At 70.9% G+C, this 18,083-nt stretch carries 19 protein-coding genes; 12 read left to right on the top strand and 7 right to left on the bottom strand.

Annotation, left to right across the window (positions count from 1 at the left end):
* The first annotated feature begins 1 nt into the window (after position 1).
* The 4 genes from ACIBBF_RS17400 (at position 2) to ACIBBF_RS17385 (ending at position 5,276) form a co-directional block, all read left to right on the top strand.
* Entirely contained in the window at positions 2 to 910 is a 909-nt protein-coding gene (locus ACIBBF_RS17400) for a carbohydrate ABC transporter permease (RefSeq protein WP_397415645.1), read from the top strand.
* On the top strand, positions 907 to 1,581 hold the full coding sequence (locus ACIBBF_RS17395; RefSeq protein WP_397415643.1) for a YesL family protein: 675 nt from the start codon (positions 907 to 909) through the stop codon (positions 1,579 to 1,581). The genes ACIBBF_RS17400 and ACIBBF_RS17395 overlap by 4 nt, the downstream gene beginning before the upstream one ends.
* A complete protein-coding gene (locus tag ACIBBF_RS17390) occupies positions 1,578 to 3,656 on the top strand; it encodes a TIM-barrel domain-containing protein (protein WP_397415641.1) in 2,079 nt (692 codons plus the stop codon). The genes ACIBBF_RS17395 and ACIBBF_RS17390 overlap by 4 nt, the downstream gene beginning before the upstream one ends.
* A 96-nt stretch (positions 3,657 to 3,752) precedes the next feature.
* On the top strand, positions 3,753 to 5,276 hold the full coding sequence (locus ACIBBF_RS17385) for an alpha-N-arabinofuranosidase (protein WP_397415639.1): 1,524 nt from the start codon (positions 3,753 to 3,755) through the stop codon (positions 5,274 to 5,276).
* Between the two features lie 24 nt (positions 5,277 to 5,300).
* On the opposite strand, the gene ACIBBF_RS17380 is transcribed toward ACIBBF_RS17385, so the two are convergent.
* The 4 genes from ACIBBF_RS17380 to ACIBBF_RS17365 all read right to left on the bottom strand — a co-directional run bounded on the left by ACIBBF_RS17380 (position 5,301) and on the right by ACIBBF_RS17365 (position 9,404).
* The gene (locus ACIBBF_RS17380) at positions 5,301 to 6,128 is read right to left on the bottom strand and encodes a nucleotidyltransferase domain-containing protein (RefSeq protein WP_397415637.1); all 828 of its coding nucleotides are present in this window, start codon (positions 6,126 to 6,128) and stop codon (positions 5,301 to 5,303) included.
* A 75-nt stretch (positions 6,129 to 6,203) separates the two neighbouring features.
* The gene (locus ACIBBF_RS17375) at positions 6,204 to 7,520 is read right to left on the bottom strand and encodes an ABC transporter substrate-binding protein (protein WP_397415635.1); all 1,317 of its coding nucleotides are present in this window, start codon (positions 7,518 to 7,520) and stop codon (positions 6,204 to 6,206) included.
* 35 nt (positions 7,521 to 7,555) lie between these two features.
* Entirely contained in the window at positions 7,556 to 8,455 is a 900-nt protein-coding gene (locus ACIBBF_RS17370; protein WP_397415632.1) for a carbohydrate ABC transporter permease, read from the bottom strand.
* Complete coding sequence (locus tag ACIBBF_RS17365; protein ID WP_397415630.1) at positions 8,445 to 9,404, bottom strand: carbohydrate ABC transporter permease; 960 nt, start codon at positions 9,402 to 9,404, stop codon at positions 8,445 to 8,447. Before ACIBBF_RS17365 ends, ACIBBF_RS17370 begins: the two co-directional genes overlap by 11 nt.
* Before the next feature lie 236 nt (positions 9,405 to 9,640).
* Here ACIBBF_RS17365 and ACIBBF_RS17360 point away from each other — a divergent pair, with 236 nt between their 5' ends.
* From ACIBBF_RS17360 to ACIBBF_RS17350, 3 genes are all read left to right on the top strand, one after another.
* Positions 9,641 to 10,660: a LacI family DNA-binding transcriptional regulator gene (locus ACIBBF_RS17360; RefSeq protein ID WP_397415628.1), complete on the top strand. Its 1,020-nt coding sequence runs from the start codon at positions 9,641 to 9,643 to the stop codon at positions 10,658 to 10,660.
* 191 nt (positions 10,661 to 10,851) lie between these two features.
* A complete protein-coding gene (locus tag ACIBBF_RS17355) occupies positions 10,852 to 11,139 on the top strand; it encodes an antibiotic biosynthesis monooxygenase family protein (protein WP_397415626.1) in 288 nt (95 codons plus the stop codon).
* Positions 11,136 to 11,624, top strand: a complete 489-nt coding sequence (locus ACIBBF_RS17350; protein WP_397415956.1) for a MarR family winged helix-turn-helix transcriptional regulator — start codon at positions 11,136 to 11,138, stop codon at positions 11,622 to 11,624. Before ACIBBF_RS17355 ends, ACIBBF_RS17350 begins: the two co-directional genes overlap by 4 nt.
* 89 nt (positions 11,625 to 11,713) lie before the next feature.
* Here the strand turns inward: ACIBBF_RS17350 and ACIBBF_RS17345 are convergent, their stop codons facing one another.
* Positions 11,714 to 12,271: an HAD family hydrolase gene (locus ACIBBF_RS17345; protein WP_397415624.1), complete on the bottom strand. Its 558-nt coding sequence runs from the start codon at positions 12,269 to 12,271 to the stop codon at positions 11,714 to 11,716.
* 170 nt (positions 12,272 to 12,441) lie between these two features.
* Entirely contained in the window at positions 12,442 to 12,750 is a 309-nt protein-coding gene (locus ACIBBF_RS17340; protein WP_397415622.1) for an FAD-dependent oxidoreductase, read from the bottom strand.
* Here ACIBBF_RS17340 and ACIBBF_RS17335 point away from each other — a divergent pair.
* Positions 12,749 to 13,156, top strand: a complete 408-nt coding sequence (locus tag ACIBBF_RS17335; RefSeq protein ID WP_397415619.1) for an amidohydrolase family protein — start codon at positions 12,749 to 12,751, stop codon at positions 13,154 to 13,156. The genes ACIBBF_RS17340 and ACIBBF_RS17335 overlap by 2 nt on opposite strands.
* 19 nt (positions 13,157 to 13,175) lie before the next feature.
* Here the strand turns inward: ACIBBF_RS17335 and ACIBBF_RS17330 are convergent, their stop codons facing one another.
* Complete coding sequence (locus ACIBBF_RS17330; RefSeq protein ID WP_397415617.1) at positions 13,176 to 13,637, bottom strand: hypothetical protein; 462 nt, start codon at positions 13,635 to 13,637, stop codon at positions 13,176 to 13,178.
* Positions 13,638 to 13,862: 225 nt separating this feature from the next.
* Between ACIBBF_RS17330 and ACIBBF_RS17325 the strand changes: the two genes are divergently transcribed.
* The 4 genes from ACIBBF_RS17325 (at position 13,863) to ACIBBF_RS17310 (ending at position 17,965) form a co-directional block, all read left to right on the top strand.
* Complete coding sequence (locus ACIBBF_RS17325; RefSeq protein WP_397415615.1) at positions 13,863 to 14,735, top strand: M23 family metallopeptidase; 873 nt, start codon at positions 13,863 to 13,865, stop codon at positions 14,733 to 14,735.
* Positions 14,736 to 14,818: 83 nt separating this feature from the next.
* The gene (locus ACIBBF_RS17320; RefSeq protein ID WP_397415613.1) at positions 14,819 to 16,261 is read left to right on the top strand and encodes a family 43 glycosylhydrolase; all 1,443 of its coding nucleotides are present in this window, start codon (positions 14,819 to 14,821) and stop codon (positions 16,259 to 16,261) included.
* 169 nt (positions 16,262 to 16,430) lie between these two features.
* The gene (locus ACIBBF_RS17315; protein ID WP_397415611.1) at positions 16,431 to 17,549 is read left to right on the top strand and encodes an ABC transporter ATP-binding protein; all 1,119 of its coding nucleotides are present in this window, start codon (positions 16,431 to 16,433) and stop codon (positions 17,547 to 17,549) included.
* Positions 17,550 to 17,602: 53 nt separating this feature from the next.
* A complete protein-coding gene (locus ACIBBF_RS17310) occupies positions 17,603 to 17,965 on the top strand; it encodes a hypothetical protein (RefSeq protein WP_397415609.1) in 363 nt (120 codons plus the stop codon).
* Positions 17,966 to 18,083: the final 118 nt, after the last annotated feature.

The following is an 18,083-nucleotide window of genomic DNA, read 5'->3' as shown; positions in this document are numbered from 1 at the left end:
CATGACACGACTGTCCGCGCTCCGCGCCCGCACGCCCGGCGACATCGCCTTCTCGGTGGTCCTCGCGATCGTCTGCGCCGCGATCCTGTTCGCGACGATCTATCCCCTCTACTTCGTGGCGATCGCCTCGATCAGCGAGCCCCGGCTCGTCGCCACCGGCCAGGTGACCTTCCTGCCGCAGAACGTGAGCCTGTTCGGCTACGAGCAGATCTTCGCCGACGAACGGATCTGGACGGGCTATCGCAACACCGTGGTCTACACGGTGGTCGGCACCGCGCTCAACATGGTCGTGACGCTGCCCGCGGCGTTCGCCCTCTCGCGTCGCGAGTTCCGGCCCCGGCGCGTGCTCATGCTGTTCTTCGCGTTCACGATGTTCTTCAGCGGGGGCCTGATCCCGCAGTACCTGCTGTACCGCGACATCGGGCTGCTGGACAACTGGCTGGTGTTCATCCTCCCGACGGCCCTGAACGTCTACAACCTCATCATCGCGAGAGCCTTCTTCGAGAACGCGCTGCCGGAGGAGCTCTTCGAGGCCGCCACCCTCGACGGGGTCGACTACTTCCGGTACTTCCTGAACATCGCCCTCCCGCTGTCCAAGGCGATCGTCTCCGTCATCGCGCTCTACTACCTGGTGCAGCACTGGAACGACTTCTTCACGGGCCTGATCTTCGTGCGTGACTACGAGCTGCAGCCGCTGCAGATCGTGCTGCGCGACATCCTGCTGTCCAACCAGGCGTTCGCCGGCGGGGCCGGCGGTGCGGGCGGCTCCGGCGGTGCCTACGGCCAGGACTTCGCCGACCAGATCAAGTACGGCGTGATCATCGTCTCCACGCTGCCGGTGCTCCTGCTGTACCCCTTCCTGCAGAAGTACTTCGAGAAGGGCGTCATGATCGGGTCGGTGAAGGGATGATCGACCGGCTCGTCACCCTGCACACCCACGTCGGCACCTGGGGCTGGCGCCTGCTGACGCTGCACCTGCTCTGGCTGCTGCACACGGTGCGTGGCGGGGTGGTCCTCGGCGTCTTCCCCGCGACCGCGGCGGTGCACGAGGTGCTGCGGCACGACCTGATGAGCGACGACATCGCGGAGCGGCAGGGGCTCCTGGCGGAGTTCGACGCCGCCTGGCGGGCGAACCTGCGCGGGGCGAACGTGCTCGGCTACGCGCTGACCCTGCTCTGGGCGGTGCTCCTGGTCGAACGGCAGCTGCTCGCCGGCGTGGGAAGCGGCCTCGCCGGTGCGGCCGGGAGCCTGCTGTGGTTCGCGGCCGCCTTCCTGGCCGTGGCCACCGCGCAGGTCTGGCCGCTGGCGGCGCACTACGACGAGGCGCCCCTGCGGCACCTGCGCCGCGCCGCCACGCTCGTCCTGGCACGTCCGGTGACCGCCCTCGGCACCGCCTCGGCCGGCGGCGTGATCCTCGCCGCCTACTACCTCGTGCCCGGTCTGGTCCCGGTGCTGGGAGTGGCCGCGCCCGCGCTCGCGACCACGTTCTGCCTGCGGCGCAGCGGCATCCTGCCGACGCCCGCCACACCGCACGGCCGCACGGCCGCACCGCACGACCTCACGAAGGAGAGCACGGTATGAGCACGACGACCACGCCGTCCGCGACCACCGGACCGCAGCCGGACGCCGCCACCCCGTGGCACGTCGACGGCGCCCGGCTGACCTGGCGCGGGGGCGGGGAGACGCTCGTCGTCGAACCCTGGGGGGCCGACAGCGCGCGCGTCCGGTCGGCGCAGGGGGAGGTCGTCGACACCGACTGGGCCCTGCTCCCGGCCCCGGAGGCGAAGAATGCCCGCATCGAGCTCGACGGACCCGTCGCCACCCTGGTCAACGGCGGTCTGCGGGTGGTCCTGACCGCGTACGACCACTACCACTGGCAGGGCGGTCAGCGCCGCTTCCGGTGCCACGTCAGCTTCCACGACGCCGACGGCCGCGAGCTGCTGGCCGAGCGCGAGTCCGGCGGGGCGCTCGCCCTGCGCGCCCGCCAGTACGACGCGCTCCCCGCGGGCGGCTGGCGGACCGCGCTCTTCCTGGAGAGCCCGGCCGACGAGAAGCTGGTCGGGATGGGCCTGTACCAGCAGGACCACATCGACCTCAAGGGCTGCTCGCTCGAGCTCGCCCACCGCAACTCCCAGGCCAGCGTCCCGTTCGTCATCTCGAGCGCCGGGTACGGCATGCTCTGGCACACACCCGCCGTCGGACGGGCGACCTTCGGCCGCAACGGCACGGAGTGGTCGGCCGAGGCCGCGCCCCAGATCGACTACTGGGTCACGGCAGGGGAGACACCCGCGCAGATCACCCGGGCGTACGCCGACGCCACCGGGCACGCCCCCGTGATGCCGGAGCGCGGGCTCGGCTACTGGCAGTGCAAGCTGCGCTACTCCTCCCAGGAGGAGCTGCTCGAGGTCGCCCGCGAGCACCGGCGCCGCGACCTGCCGCTGGACGTGATCGTGGCCGACTTCTTCCACTGGCCCGCCATGGGCGACTTCCGGTTCGACGACGAGTTCTGGCCCGACCCCCGCGCGATGGTCGACGAGCTGCGCGAGCTGGGCGTCGAGCTCATGGTCAGCGTCTGGCCCCAGGTGGCGCTCACGTCCGAGAACTTCGACGAGATGTCCCGCCAGGGCCTGCTCGTGGCCACCAACCGGGGCATCGACGTACAGATGTGGTTCGAGGGGCCCAGCCGGTTCGTCGACACGACCAACCCCCGGGCACGCGCCTACCTCTGGGACAAGCTCCGCGCCGGGTACGGGCGGCACGGCATCCGGACGTTCTGGCTCGACGAGGCCGAGCCGGAGTTCGGCCAGTACGACTTCGGCGCCTACCGGTACGACGCCGGGCAGGCGCTCGCGGTGACCAACATCTACCCGCAGACGTTCTCCCGCGCCGTCTTCGAGGGGCAGCAGGGCGACGGCGAGTCCGAGATCGTCAACCTGGTGCGGTGCGCCTGGGCGGGCAGCCAGCGCTACGGGGCGCTCCTGTGGTCGGGGGACATCCACTCCTCGTGGACGGCCATGCGGCGCCAGATCACGGCGGGCATCCATGTGGGCGCCGCGGGCGTCCCATGGTTCACGACGGACATCGGCGGGTTCGGCGGTGGCCGGACCGACGACCCGGCGTTCCAGGAGCTCCTGGTCCGGTGGTTCCAGATGGGGGCGTTCCTGCCGGTGATGCGCCTGCACGGGGACCGGGCCCCGCAGGTGCCCGTCGTGGCGGCGGACGGCAGCCGCCGCCTGCCCTCCGGCTCGGGGAACGAGCTGTGGAGCTTCGGCCAGGAGAACTACGAGATCCTCGCGCGGTACGTGCGGCTCCGCGAGCGCCTGCGTGACTACACCCGCGACGTCATGCGCGCCGCGCACGAGGACGGTCAGCCCGTGATGCGCGGTCTCTTCCACAACTTCCCGGGCGACCCCGAGGCGTGGGAGGTGGGGGACCAGTTCATGCACGGCCCGGACGTGCTGGTCGCACCGGTCCTCGAACCCGGGGCGACGTCCCGGGCCGTCTATCTGCCCGCGGGGGCGCGCTGGACCGACCTGCACACGGGCGCCACGCACGCCGGCGGGCAGTGGGTCGAGGCGGACGCCCCGCGTCACCTCGTCCCCGTCTTCACGCGCGACGGCGCCCTGTCCGGCCTGCGCGGGTACCTCGTGCCCTGAGCAACCGCCCGCCCCGCGCCGCCGTCCTGCCCTGCCGTCCTGCGCCGCCGTCCTGCCCCGCCGTCCGGCCGCGACCACCGACCACCAGGAGAACCCATGGCCACGATCACCGCCGTCATCGACCTCGACCTGCCCGGCCCCACCATCTCCCGCCATGTCTACGGGCACTTCGCGGAGCACCTCGGACGCTGCATCTACGGCGGCTTCTGGGTCGGTGAGGACTCCGACGTCCCGAACGTGCGCGGCATCCGGCGCGACGTCGTCGACGCGCTGCGCGCGCTCGGCATCCCGAACCTGCGGTGGCCCGGTGGGTGCTTCGCCGACGACTACCACTGGCAGGACGGGATCGGGCCGCGCGAGGAGCGGCCCCGCACGGTCAACTCGCACTGGGGCGACGTGGTCGAGGACAACTCCTTCGGCACCCACGAGTTCATGGACCTGTGCGAGCTGCTCGGCGCCGACGCCTACGTCAGCGGCAACATCGGGTCGGGCTCGGTGCGCGAGATGAGCGACTGGATCGAGTACCTCACGCGGGCGGACGACTCGCCGATGGCAACGCTGCGCCGGGCCAACGGCCGGGACGAACCCTGGAAGGTGCCCTTCTGGGGACTCGGGAACGAGGCGTGGGGTTGCGGGGGCAACCTCCGCGTCGAGCAGTTCGCGTCGCTCGCCCGCCAGTACGCCACGTACACGCGGGACCACGCCGACAACCGCGTGTACCGGATCGCCGCCGGTGCGCACGAGGACGACTACTCCTGGACGGAGACCCTGATGCGGTCCTTCGACCCGCTCGACCAGGACGACCGGCCGGCCACCCCGTTCCAGGCGGTGTCCCTGCACTACTACACGCGGACCGGCACGTGGGCCGAGAAGGGGAGGGCGACGGAGTTCAGCACCGACGAGTGGTATCTCGCCCTGAGCCGCGCGTCCTGGATGGAGGAGCTCGTCGCGCGGCACTCCACGGTGATGGACCGGTACGACCCGGCCAAGAAGGTGGGCCTGGTGGTGGACGAGTGGGGCACCTGGTGGGACGTGGAGCAGGGCACCAACCCCGGCTTCCTGTACCAGCAGAACACGCTGCGCGACGCGCTGGTGGCCGCCGTGCACCTCGACGCCTTCCACCGCCACGCCGACCGCGTCGTCATGGCGAACATCGCCCAGACCGTGAACGTGCTGCAGGCGATGATCCTCACGGACCCCGAGTCGGGCGCGCTCGTGCTCACGCCCACCTACCACGTCTTCGAGATGAACCGTGGGCACCACGACGCCGCCGCGCTGGCCGTGCACCTCAAGGGGGCGCCGGCGCGGGAGGCCGACGGGCGCTCGCTGACGCTCGTCTCGTCGTCGGCGTCCACCCGGGGAGACTCCGCCCTGGTCTCGCTGTCGAACCTCGACGCCGAGCGCGCGCACACCGTGACGCTCGACCTCCGGGGCCGGGCGGTCACGGGTCACCGGGCCCGGCTCCTCACCTCGCCGGAGCTTGCGGCGCACAACACGGCGTCCGCCCCCGAGACGGTCGTACCGCGCGAGCACGACGGCGTCCGGGTGCGCGACGGCGGGCTGGAGGTCGACCTGCCGGCCCACTCGTACGTGACCCTCGAGCTCGGCATGCGTGCCTGAGCACGGGCCCTGTCTCCCGTGCGGTCATCCGGCCGCGCGGGAGTCCGAAGCAGGCCCTGAGCCGAGCCGGCCGACGACCTGGTCCAGGTACTGCGTCGCGAGCCTCGCTGCGGCGTCGTTGCGATGGAAGGCGATGTCGATGCCGTCGGTCCACTGGTCGTAGAGGTCGACGCAGGCGAGCAGCGCTCGCCCGATCTCGCCGGTGTCACGTCCGCACACGGTCGCTTCGAGCGCCCGTGCGGCGTCGGGGTCTGTCGTCTCCAGGCGCCGCACTCCTTGGAGCAGCTTTCCGTGTCGGTACTGGATCAGAGGTCCGAACACGGTCTCCCGGAGATACGAGATGAAACCGATGGCCTCGAACAGCTCGCCCCTGGCCAGCTTTGTGGCGCCGTAGTGAATCCACACCCAGAACCGATCGTCGATCCACTGAAGGTCCAGCCGGGGAGGAGAAGGAGAAGTCGCTGCGAGCGCGGTCGAGAGGCGTCCGTCTCGCTCCCACAGCACCTGAAGCTCGTCGACTCGCGACGTGAAGTCCGTGTACCGGACGAACTTGAAATCGACGTGCAGCGCCTCGGGGCCCATGAGAGTGATGATCAACCGGGGTTCCCCGACGTGCTCTCCCGTGAACCCCGCGACGAGCGGCGACCATGCCTCGATGAGTGCAAGCCGCTCACGCATCACCTGATCGAAGGCGTCGTCCTCGACCGCGAGCACCAGGTCGACGTCGGAGTACTCGTCGGGGACGCCGTTGGCGACGGATCCGCCGGCAGCGACGCCGACGATGCGCGAGTCCGATCGAACGCGGGGGAGAAGACCGTCGAGGAAACGTCCGTGCACATCGGGGAGGGGCATCGCTCTTCTTTCCTGTCGAGGCAAAGTCGAGCAACGTAACATCCTGGTCAGACGCGGATCAAGCCGTCGACCACGTCAGCCGGTGGCGTCGATCGCGGACTGGAGCTCCTCGATGAACCGCTCGGCGGCGTCCTGCGGCGTGAGCTCGCCGAACTGGACCTGCTGGTTGTAGCGGGACAGCATCGTGTCGACCTCGCTGGCGCCGTTCGGGGTGATGGGCGGTGCGTCGCCCGCCTCCTTCGTCACCAGCTCCGTGAACGTCAGGGCCTTGCGGCCCGCCTCGTCGAGCGAGGGCTCGACCGCCGCCTGGAACTCCTCGCTCGCGGGGATCCCGCGCTCCGTGCCGAACGCCTCGGCGACCTCGGGGTCGTTGGAGAGGAAGTCGATGAGGAGCGCCGCCTCGGCAGGGTGCTCCGACTGGGACGAGCCCGCCCAGTACATCGACGGCTTGGGGTACTGGTAGCCCTCCTCGGCGTCGGGATCGGCCGGCCAGTTCACGATCTCGTAGTCGAAGTCGGGCGCGGCGGCGGCGATCGCCGTGAAGAGGCCGCCCGGCTGGAACTCCATCGCGGTCCCGCCCACGACCAGGTTGCCCTGGTCCAGGGGAACGCCCTGCTTCTCGCTCAGTGCGGCGGCGGAGGGAGACGCCCCCGAGTCGATCCAGTCGAGCCGTCGTTGCCAGTAGGCGGCCAGGACCGCGGGATCGATCGCCACGTCGCCCTCGGCGTCGAACAGCGTGTCGCCCTGCTGGCGGGCGAAGACCTCCAGGCTGAAGGAGTCCGCGCCGAACGGGGACACGCCGTGGACCTCCCCGCCGGAGGCCTCGGTGATCGCCTCGGCGGCGGCGTCGAAGTCGTCCCACGTCCAGGTGTCCGTGTCGGGGATCGGCACGTCGTACTTCTCGAACAGGCTCGTGTTCATCACCACCCCGTTCCCGGCCACGCCGATCGGGACGGCGTACAGGGTGCCGTCCACCCGGCCGGACCCCAGCACGTTCTCGGGCAGCGAGCTCGCGTCCACGAACTCCGACAGTGCGTCGAGATCGAGCAGCGCGCCACGGCCTGCGTACGAGGAGAGGTAGAGCTGGTCGAACTGGATGACGTCGGGCATGTCGCCCGCCGCCGCGGTGGTCGCCAACCGGTCCCAGTACCCGGCCCAGTCCGCGTAGGTGGGTTCCACGGTGATCCGCGGGTACTTCTCCTCGAACAGCTCGATCGCGTCGAGGGTCGACTGGTGGCGCGCGTCCGCGCCCCACCACGTCATCGTCAGGGTCACCGGATCCTCGCTGAGCTCCGCGTCGGCGGGGTCGGGCGCGATGCCGCACCCGGCCGCCCCGAGGCTCAGGGCAAGGGCGGAGCCGGCCAGCACACCCCGTCGCACGCGTCGTTCCATCGTCGTCCTTCCGTGGGTCGGGGCCGGTCGCCTCATCACTTGCCGCCCGTCGTCGCGATGCCACGCAGCAGGAAGCGCTGCCCGAACAGGAACACCAGGAACACCGGGACCAGCGAGACGACGCTCATCGCGAACAGGGCACCGAAGTCGGACTGCGACTGGGCGTCGATGAACTGCCGCAGGGCCACCGGGACCGTGTAGAGGTCGGGGTCGGTCACGAAGATGAGCTGCGAGAAGAAGTCGTTCCAGGTCCAGATGAACGTGAAGATCGTGGTGGTCGCCAGCGCCGGCACCATGAGCGGCAGGATCACCTGGAGGAAGATCCGGGCGTGGCCGGCGCCGTCGATCCGCGCGGCCTCGTCGAGCTCGCGGGGGATGCCGCGCACGAACTGCACCATGAGGAACACGAAGAACGCGTCGGTGGCGAGCAGCTTGGGCACGATCAGCGGCAGGTAGGTGTTGATCCAGCCGATCTGGGCGAACATCACGTACTGCGGGATGATCAGCACGTGCACCGGCAGCATGATCGTCAGGAGCATCGCGGCGAACGCGACGGTCTTGGCGCGGAACTGCAGCCGGGCGAACGCGTAGGCGGCCATCGAGCAGGACACGAGGTTGCCCACCACGGAGCCCAGTACGACCAGCGCCGAGTTGAGCAGGTAGCTGCCGAACGGCTGGCTCAGGGCGTTCCAGCCGTCGGGGTAGTGGCTCAGGTCGAACGTGTCGACCAGCAGCCCGGGGCTGGTGAAGATCTCGTCGTTCGGGCGCAGCGAGCTGGTCACCATCCACAGCAGCGGGTACAGCATCACGATCGCCACCAGGATCAGACCCACGTGGGCCAGGATCCGCGGGCGGCGTCGGCGCTGCCTGATGACGAGGGGGCGCGGGCCCGGCTCCGTTGTCGGTGCGGTGGTCGCGAGAGTCTCAGTCGTCATAGAACACCCAGTACTTCGAGGCCCAGAAGTTCAGGGCAGTGAACGCGCCGATGATGATGAGCAGCAGCCAGGCCAGGGCCGAGGCGTACCCCATGCGGAAGCCGGCGAAGCCTTCCTGGTAGAGGTACAGCGAGAAGAAGAGCGTCGAGTCGGCCGGTCCGCCGCTGCCGTTGGAGACGATGAACGCCTGCGTGAACGACTGGAAGCTGCCGATCAGCCCGAGCACCAGGTTGAAGAAGATGATCGGGCTCAGCAGCGGCAGCGTGATCTTGCGCAGCTGCTGCCACGTGTTCGCGCCGTCGGTCGACGCCGCGTCGTAGTACTGCCGCGGGATCTGCCGCAGGCCGGCGAGGAAGATGACCATCGGCGCGCCGAAGGTCCACACGTGCAGCACGATCAGGGTGCCCAGCGCGGTGTCCGGCTCGGCCACCCAGGCGGGACCCTGGATGCCGAACAGGCCGAGGAACGCATTGACCAGGCCCTCCCCGCCGAACACGAGGCGCCACAGCACCGCGATGGCGACGCTCGCCCCGAGCAGGGAGGGCAGGTAGAGCACCGACCGGTACAGGGCGAGGCCGCGGATGCCGCGGTCCAGCAGGAGCGCCAGGCCGAGGGCGACGGCGAGCTGGACCGGCACCGAGACCACCACGTAGGTGAGTGTCGCGACCAGCGACTTGCCCAGCCGCTCGTCGCCGACCATGCGCTGGATGTTCTCCAGCCCGGTGAAGTTCGGGTCCTGCAGCAGGTTGTAGTCCGTGAACGCCAGGTACAGGGAGGCGACCATCGGGCCGATCGTGATGCCGACGAGGCCCAGGAGCCAGGGTGCCAGGAAGACCGCCGCGGCCTTCGAGTCCCGGCGGCGTTCCTTGGCCAGGGCCTGCTTCTGGTCGGCGGTCAGACTGCCCCGGCCGCCGCGGCTCAGGGTCCGCAGCTCGCCGATCGCACTCACGACGTGGCCTCCGTGCTGGCCGGACGGGCGCGCCTGCCGGCGCCGGACCCTCCGCGGGGGATGGTGGGAGCTGAGGACACCGATACTCCTTCGGATCGTGTCATGCGTCGTCGCACAGGCGGGCGGGAATAGTGATCGTTCACTTTTCCACCCGGCGTCAACATAGTGAACGTTCACTATGCTGTCAACGCTGGTGTCGGTGCCTCGCCGGACGCCCCGAGCGAGAGGATGGCGGAATGTCCGACCACGCCGGGCGGCGGCCGACGATCGTCCAGGTCGCGCGCCTCGCACACGTCTCCCATCAGACCGTCTCGCGGTACCTGCGGCACAACGGCGGCCTCAAGCCCGAGACGGTCCGGCGCGTCGAGGCCGCCATCGAGGAGCTCGGCTACCGCCCCAACCTGGTGGCCCGCTCCATGCGCACCCGGCGCACCGGCCGGCTGGCCGTGCTGCTGCCCGCCCCCGCGTTGCTGCTGCCCACACGCCTGCTCAGCGCCGCCGCGGTCGTGGCCCACGACGCGGGCTTCCTCATCGAGGTCGTCAGCGTCGAGGGCGGCCCGCGGGAACGTGCCGGCCGGGCACTGGAGCTGATGACGTCCGGCCAGGTCGAGGGAGTGCTCTCCCTCAGCTCGCTGCCCGGGCTGACCGACCAGCCTGCGACGCCGTCGCGCGCCGCGTTCGCGGTGGTGGGGGAGTACGACGACGAGCTGCACGGCATCGGCGAGCTCGCGGACGCCTCGGTGGTCGCCGAGATCGTCGAGCACCTCGCGGACCTCGGGCACCGGCACTTCCTGCACGTCGCGGGGCCGGGCGCCTGGCCGTCGGCCCGGGCCCGCCGGCAGGTCTACGCCGAGGTGATCGAGCGGCTCAGGCTCGTCTCCCACGGCGTCGTCGACGGCGACTGGTCCGCGGAGTGCGGGTACGCGGCGGTGCGCGCCCTCCCCGGAACCAGCCCCGTCACCGCGGTGGTCGCGGCCAACGACCCGATGGCGACCGGTGCTGTCCGGGCCGCCCTGGACCGGGGCTGGGGCGTGCCGGAGCGGCTGAGCGTCGTGGGGTGGGACGACCTCGAGCTGGGCCGGTTCGCCACGCCGTCGCTCTCCAGCGTGGTCGTCGACCGGGAGGAGCAGGGGCGGGTGGCCATGGAGCGGCTGATCGCGCTGGTCCGCGGCGAGCCGGAACCCGAGCGCACGCGGCTGCCGCTGAACCGGCTGGTGCTGCGGGAGTCCACCGGGCCGGCGCCGGTGCTGGGCTAGGGACCCGCCCGGCGGTGGTGGTGCGGGTCCCGGTCACGGACCTCCTGGTCCGCGAGCTCTCGCCGCGGGACGCGGGCCCGGGCGCCGTCCCGCAGCCGCCGCGCTCCCTGACGGGGAAGCCCTTGTCATTGGACAAGATTCTTGACTATTCTCAACTGGTCAAGATTGTTGACTAATCTCAAGGAGGGGTCATGCCGGTGATGGAGGTGACGCGACTGCGGGTCGCGTCGGACAAGGCGGCCGCGCTGAGCGAGGCGCGGCCCGCGATGCTGGCGGCGTTCAGCGAGCGGCCCGGGTTCGTCCGCGCCGACCTGGTGCGGGTGTCGGAGAACGAGTGGCTCGACCTGATCGTGTGGGAGAGCTCGGCGGACTTCGCGGAGTCGCGGCGCCGTGGCGCGGACTCTGCGGCCGTGGCGACGTTCTTTGCCGCGATCGACGCCGTCGTCTCCGGTGAGGAGGGGCAGGTGTGGCAAGCATGACGCGCGCCGCCCGGGACGACGGTACTGGCCGGCAGGTCCGGCCGCGGACCGACCTGCCGATGGCGACGACGCGGCTGCTGCTCCTGCTGCAGGGCGAGATGTTCCGCCGGATCGCCGAGGAGGGGTACACGGACGTGCGTCCGCGTCAGGGCGCCGTGCTGGCCTACCTCACGCCCGAGGGGCGGCGCCTGTCCGAGTATGCGGAGCTGTCCGGTCAGCCCAAGCAGATCATCGGCACCATCGCCGACGAGCTGGAGGCAGCGGGCTACGTGGTGCGGCGGCCGGACCCCTCCGACGGTCGGGCCAAGCTGCTTGCCCCGACCGAGCGGGGGCTCGCCGAGCTGGAGGCTTCGCGGAACATCATCGCCGACCTGGAGGCGCGCGTGGCGGACGAGCTGGGCGAGGACGGCCTGGCGACGCTCATGGACCACCTGGTCCGGGCTGCGCGGGCGGTCCAGGCTGTGCGGGAGGACCGCGAGCCGTAGGTGCCACGCTGCTCTTCTTCACCGGGACGTGACGTCCGCGGGTTGGACCAGCCAGGCGCCGCCCGGACCGACGCCGGGCGGCGCCGAGATCAGGCGGCGCCGGAGTGCGCCTCAGCCAGCAGGGCCGGCAAGCTGCCGACGGAGTCGATGAGGTGGGTGTGCGGTGCTGCGGCGAGCGTGGCGCGCGGGACGCCGCCGCTCAGCACGCCGATCACGAGACCGGCGCCTGCGTTGCTGCCTGCCTCGAGGTCGAGCACCGTGTCACCCACGGTGAGCACGTCGGTCGCTCGCCACACGCCGGTGCGCTCCATCGCCCGGTGCACCATGTACGGAGCGGGCCGACCTGTGGGCACGTCGTCGGTGCACAGGACGGCGTCGACCGTATCGCCCTCACGCCATCCGAGGCGGTCGAGGAGCAGTCCGGTCACCTCGGCGGAGAACCCGGTGGTCAGGGCGATCTTCGCGCCGTGGGCCCGCAGTGCCTCGAAGGCATCCAGCACCCCGGGCATCGCCACGGGCGGCGTCTCGTCGTAGGCGATGCGGAGCAGGCGCTCGAAGTCGGCGAACGCCGCCTCGACGGTGTCTCCGTCGGTTGTGCGACCGATCGTGAGCAGGGACCGGATGGCGGTGCGCTTGTCGGCGCCCATCCAGCGGGCGACGTCGGCGACCTCTGCGGTGCTGCCGTGCGCGCACGGCGTCGTGCAGGGCGCGGTAGACGGCTCCGCCCTCCTCGACGGTGGTACCGGCGATGTCCAGTGCGGCCAGAGCGATCATGAGTCGTTTCCTCTCGGGTGGTGCAACATGCCTGGTTCAGGGGTCAGCCGGTGAGGCCGGCGCGGTCGAGCACGTCGGTGGCCAGGCCCAGGCCGGTGGTCATGCCGATTCCGGTGGTCACGGTCGCGACGTGCACGCCGGGCTCGGGTTCGGCCACCAGGAACTCGCGGCCCGGTGCGGTCTCGTAGGTGCCCTGCCAGCGTTCGACGACGTCGAGGCCGGTGCCCAGCAGGTCCGTCAGGAGACGCATCAGGACGGCGTTGCCGGCCTCGTCCTGGAACACGGGCGCGTCGACGGCGCGGACGTGCGTGTCGCCGACGATCAGCGTGCCGTCGGCCTGGGGTGTCAGCATGAGGTTGACGTCCCACGCGGCGGCCGAGTTCCCCACGACCGTCGTGGCAGCCCGGGCCGCCCGGGAGCACGGCCTGGCCGTGGTGGCGGGGGCGCCCAACGCGGTGCGGGGGAGCTCGCACACGGCGAACGTCTCGGCGCGCGAGCTGGTCGCGCTGGGGCTGGTGGACGCGCTCGCGTCCGACTACGTGCCCGCCACGATGATGGCCGCCGTCGCGCTGCTGGTGGACGAGAGGCTGGCGGACCTGCCGCGTGCGGTCGGTCTCGTCACCTCCGGGCCCGCGCGCGTGGCAGGTCTCACCGACCGCGGGTCGCTGACCGTCGGGGCGCGCGCCGACGTCGTCCTGGTGCGGTGGTCCGGGCGGTGGCCGGCCGTGGCCGCCACCGCGCGCGCGGCCCGAGCGTGAGATCAGCCGTGGCCCGGACTCATCCGCACCAGACGCTGTCCGAGTAGTACCAGGCACCGCCCAGCATCTCGTTCGTGGCGGCGTTGCGCCACGTCATGTACGCGCGGGCGCGCACCCAGAATCCCGCACCGCCGTTGCCGCAGTTGATCCCCTGCGGGTTGAGGCCGTAGTCGGTGCGGGGCCACCAGCCGTCGTACTGGTTGTAGACGGAGGTCCAGTTCACCCACGTGCTGCCGTCCCAGGCCTGCAGCCCGTAGCGGTTCGCCGCGACCTCGTAGTCGCCGCCGCCGGAGACGTCGGACACCGTGGCGGTCGAGCTCGTCCACCCGCTGTCGTCCCGGTACACGGCGACGCAGCGGGTCACCTGCTCACCCCAGCAGCTCCGCCCCAGGAGCTGGCTCGCGGACGCCGGGGCAGCGGTCAGCAGCGTGCACCCCAGCGCCAGCCCGATCCCCGCGGCGATGGTCCTCTTGATGTTCATGTCCGTCGTCCTCGATCACTCGTCCGTCGTCGGCCCCGTGGTGCGGCCCGTCCGGCGGCACCGGACCCGGCCGAGTCTGGGCATCGTGCCTATGCGCGGTCTACGCGCGGTCTACGTGCCGATGCCCGGCTGCGGGGCCGTCCGGCACAGATCCGGGTGAGGTCGGCCGTAGGACGCGGCGCCAGGCTCGCCTCTGTCATGTCCCGCATCGAGTGAGGAACGAGCATGGAGCTGGTGAGACGGCGCGTCGGCATGGCCCTCGGGGTGGTCCTGGCCATGGTGGCGAGCTTCCTGGTCGTGGCGTCGACGGCGGCACCGGCGCAGGCGTTGGGGGACAAGTGCCCCGGGACGCAGGTCAAGCGGTGCATCAGGGTGCTTCAGGTCGGCACGTCGTACTACGCGCACGCCGGGATCGAGGACGAGGACGGCGCGTACGACGTGGCCGTGAACAGCATCCAGCTGCAGCGGCACAACGGGAGCACGTGGGTGACGGTCAAGGAGAACGGCAACTTCGACGGGTGGGCCGCGACGCGCGACGAGGGTGACACGGGCTCGCACTCGTGCACCAGCGGCGGGCACAGCTTCCGGGCGCGGGCGTTCTTCCAGTGGTCCGGGCCGGACTCGGGCGAGCAGTGGCTCACGACCGACGTCGTCCCGATCTGTGCCGGCGCGTTCCAGGTCCCGTTCCCGTGCAGCGAGACCTGGACCGGGAGCACCCGCTCCGGGCACAGCCCGGCCAACGCCGTGGACTTCAACCGGAACCCCGACGAGGGGCAGCAGGTGTACGCGTCGGCCGGCGGCACGGTGACGACCGTGCGCGACCTGGGCGGGGTGTCCTACGGCAGGTACGTCGTCATCACGCACAACGGTGGCTACCAGACCCTGTACGCCCACCTGGAGAGCTTCGCGGTGTCGGTGGGCGACGCGGTCACGGTGCGGACGCCGATCGGCCGGGTGGGCAGCACGGGCGGCTCGTCGGGGCCGCACCTGCACTACGAGCAGCGGCTGAACGGCAACGACGTGCGGGTCAGGTTCGTCAACGCCGACCCGGTCTACTACGGGGACAAGAACCTGAGCCGAGACTCGGAGTGCCTCTGACGGCGGTGGCCGACGGCAGCGGTGATGGACAGGGTTTTGCCGCGATGCAATACTCGGGCACCTCAACGGTGAGAGGACCCACTATGTCCCGTTTTCGTCGGATGGCCCTCGCGGTCGCAGTGCTGATCGCCGCCACCCCGTTCACGAGCAGTGCCGCCGTGCCACCGGAGGACCCCGTACGAGCCGCAGCCGTGGTGAACACCTTCCGCAACCCCGTGAACCCGAGCGCCGACCCGTCGGTGATCTTCCACGAGGGCACCTACTACGCCGCCACGACGCGGGGCGATCGCATCAGCATCTGGCGCTCGCCGAGCATCGCCACGCTGCTGGCAGCTCCGGAGGAGGTCGTCTGGCGCGACTCCGACCCGACCCGCAACACCCAGATGTGGGCGCCGGCGTTCCGGCATGTCGGTGACCGCTGGTACATCTACTACACGGCGTCGGACGGCGTGGACAGCAACCACCGGATGTACGTGCTGGAGTCGGCCGGGAACAGCCCCATGGGCCCGTACTCGTTCAAGGCCAAGATCGCCGACTTCGGCGAGTACGCGATCGACGGCGAGCCCATCACCCACAACGGTCAGGACTACTTCGTCTGGACCGGCCCGGGCCGCGGCCAGGGTGGGCCCGCGCAGCTCTACATCGCGCGGATGAGCAATCCCTGGACGACGACCGGCGGCAGGGTGGCGATCCCCGCGGACGGCGGCTGCACCGAGGTCCGGGAGGGCCCGACACCGCTCTACCGCAACGGTCGCACGTTCCTGACCTACTCCACCTGCGACACCGGCAAGCCGGACTACCAGCTGTGGATGAAGAGCATCGCGAACGGCGCCGACCCGATGGTGGCGGGCAACTGGGTGCAGCACGCCGGGCCGGTCTTCTCCCGGAACGACGCGACCGGCGTCTGGGGGCCCGGGCACCACTCGTTCTTCCGGTCTCCCGACGGCACGGAGGACTGGATCGCCTACCACGGCAAGAACACCAGCACCAACACCTACTCGTTCCGGACGACGCGGGTCCAGCGCTTCACCTGGAACGCGGACGGCACGCCGAACTTCGGCCGTCCCCTGGCTGCCGGCGCGACCCAGACCCTGCCGTCCGGTGACCCCGGCGCGGCCACCCGGGCGATCAACGACTTCGACACCGGCACCGGCCTGTGGCAGGTCCAGTACGCGGGCTCCTGGCAGTCCGGCTCGGGCTGCGGCGTGCAGTGCTTCTGGAGCGACGACCACTGGAGCGGCGCCACGAACGCCACCGCGACCATCAGGTTCAACGGCACCCAGGTCGCACTGCTGAGCGTCCGGGACAGCGGCAACGGTATCGCCGCGATATCGATCGACGGTGGCGCCGAGCAGCGCGTCGACCTCTACAGCGGCATCCGTGTCGGGGAGCAGCTGAACTACCTCAGCCCGGTGCTGCCGCCCGGGGAGCACACGCTGCGGGTCCGGGTGACCGGGGAGCGCAACCCTGCGTCGACGGCCTCGGTCGTCAGCATGGACCGGATCGAGGTCTACGGCGTCGGCTGAGCCGGGCGGTCGTCAGGGTGGGGACCGTAGCTGGATGAAAGACCTACCACCTGGTGTTGAGGCACTCTGCAAGGCCGAGTTTCGAGCTTGCACCCGCTCCCTCGCCGTGCTCGGTGAGGGCCACGACGGATCGTCCGGCACGTACCTGCCGGTGGAGGGATGTTTTCTCATGGCTACGGTCACTTTCGACCACGCGACGCGCGTCTACCCGGGCACCGAGACCCCTGCGGTCAACCAGTTCACCTTGGAGGTCTCAGACGGCGAGTTCCTGGTGCTGGTCGGGCCCTCGGGTAGCGGCAAGTCGACAGCCCTGCGCATGCTGGCGGGTCTGGAGGACGTCAACGGCGGGCACATCTTCATCGGTGACCGGGACGTCACCGACGTGCAGCCCAAGGACCGCGACATCGCGATGGTGTTCCAGAACTACGCGCTCTACCCCCACATGTCCGTAGCGGACAACATGGGCTTCGCCCTGAAGATCGCCGGCACCCCGAAGGCCGAGATCCGCCAGCGGGTCGAGGAGGCCGCCAAGATCCTGGACCTGACCGAGTACCTGGACCGCAAGCCCAAGGCCCTCTCCGGTGGTCAGCGTCAGCGTGTGGCCATGGGCCGCGCGATCGTGCGTCAGCCGCAGGTGTTCCTCATGGACGAGCCGCTGTCCAACCTGGACGCCAAGCTGCGCGTCCAGACCCGTACCCAGATCGCCTCGCTGCAGCGCCGCCTGGGCGTGACCACGGTCTACGTGACCCACGACCAGACCGAGGCCCTGACCATGGGTGACCGCATCGCGGTCCTCAACGGCGGCATCCTGCAGCAGGTCGGCACCCCGCGGGAGATGTACGACCGCCCGAGCAACGTCTTCGTCGCCGGCTTCATCGGCTCCCCGGCCATGAACATCGGCACGTTCGACGTCAAGGACGGCAGCGTCAAGGTCGGCTCGGCCAGCGTCCCGCTGGAGCGGTCCATCGCCGGCGCCATCCCGGACTCCGACGGCGGCAAGGTGACCCTGGGCTTCCGCCCCGAGTCGCTCGACGTGGTCCCCTCCGGCACCTCCGGCTCGTTCGAGGTCGAGGTCAACCTCGTCGAGGAGCTCGGCTCCGACGCCTTCGTCTACGGCTCCCTCAAGGGCGACGCCGCCGACGTCGACCTCTCCGCCGGCGACACCAACCAGGTCATCGTCCGTATCGACCCGCGCGGCGTGCCGGACAAGGGCGACGTCATCAACGTCGCCATCCAGGCCGGCCACTCCCACGTGTTCTCCGCGACCTCGGGCGAACGCCTCGGCTGACCCACCCCGCCCGCGGCGGAGCGGTGACATCGTCTGCGAAGGGACACGACCCGATGGATCAGCAACAGCACCAGGCGCTGGACGCACTCGTCGACCAGGTCCCCGAGGGATGGTCCCGGGTGCGGGTAGAAGGACAGGCCTGGGGCGTGACCCGCACGACGCGTGCGAACGGCAAGGTCGTCACGATCAGCGCCGAGCGCCTCAGCGACGCGCAGCAGCTCAGCGCGAACGTGTGGGTCACCACCCGAGGGGCCGTGCTCAAGCCGTGCGAGGTGCCGGCCGAGGCCGTTGTCGAGTTCCTGCAGTCCGCCGCGCCCGAGCTCGCCGGTGATCGTGACGCCGCGCGTGCCGATGCGTCGGTCGCGCGGACCAGGCGTGGGTCGTCCGCAGCTGGAGGCGTGGCTCTCGTGCGCTGAGATGCTTGTCGCCGTGGGGGGGGGGGGGGGGGGGGGGGGGGGGCCCCCCCCCCCCCCCCCCCCCCCGCCCCCCCCCCGGGCCCCGGCCCCCCCCCCCCCCCCCCGCCCCCCGCCGCCC

The sequence above is a fragment of the Promicromonospora sp. NPDC050880 genome, assembly GCF_044456525.1.
Lineage (GTDB): Bacteria > Actinomycetota > Actinomycetes > Actinomycetales > Cellulomonadaceae > Promicromonospora.
This window is presented reverse-complemented; position numbering and strand designations above follow the sequence as displayed.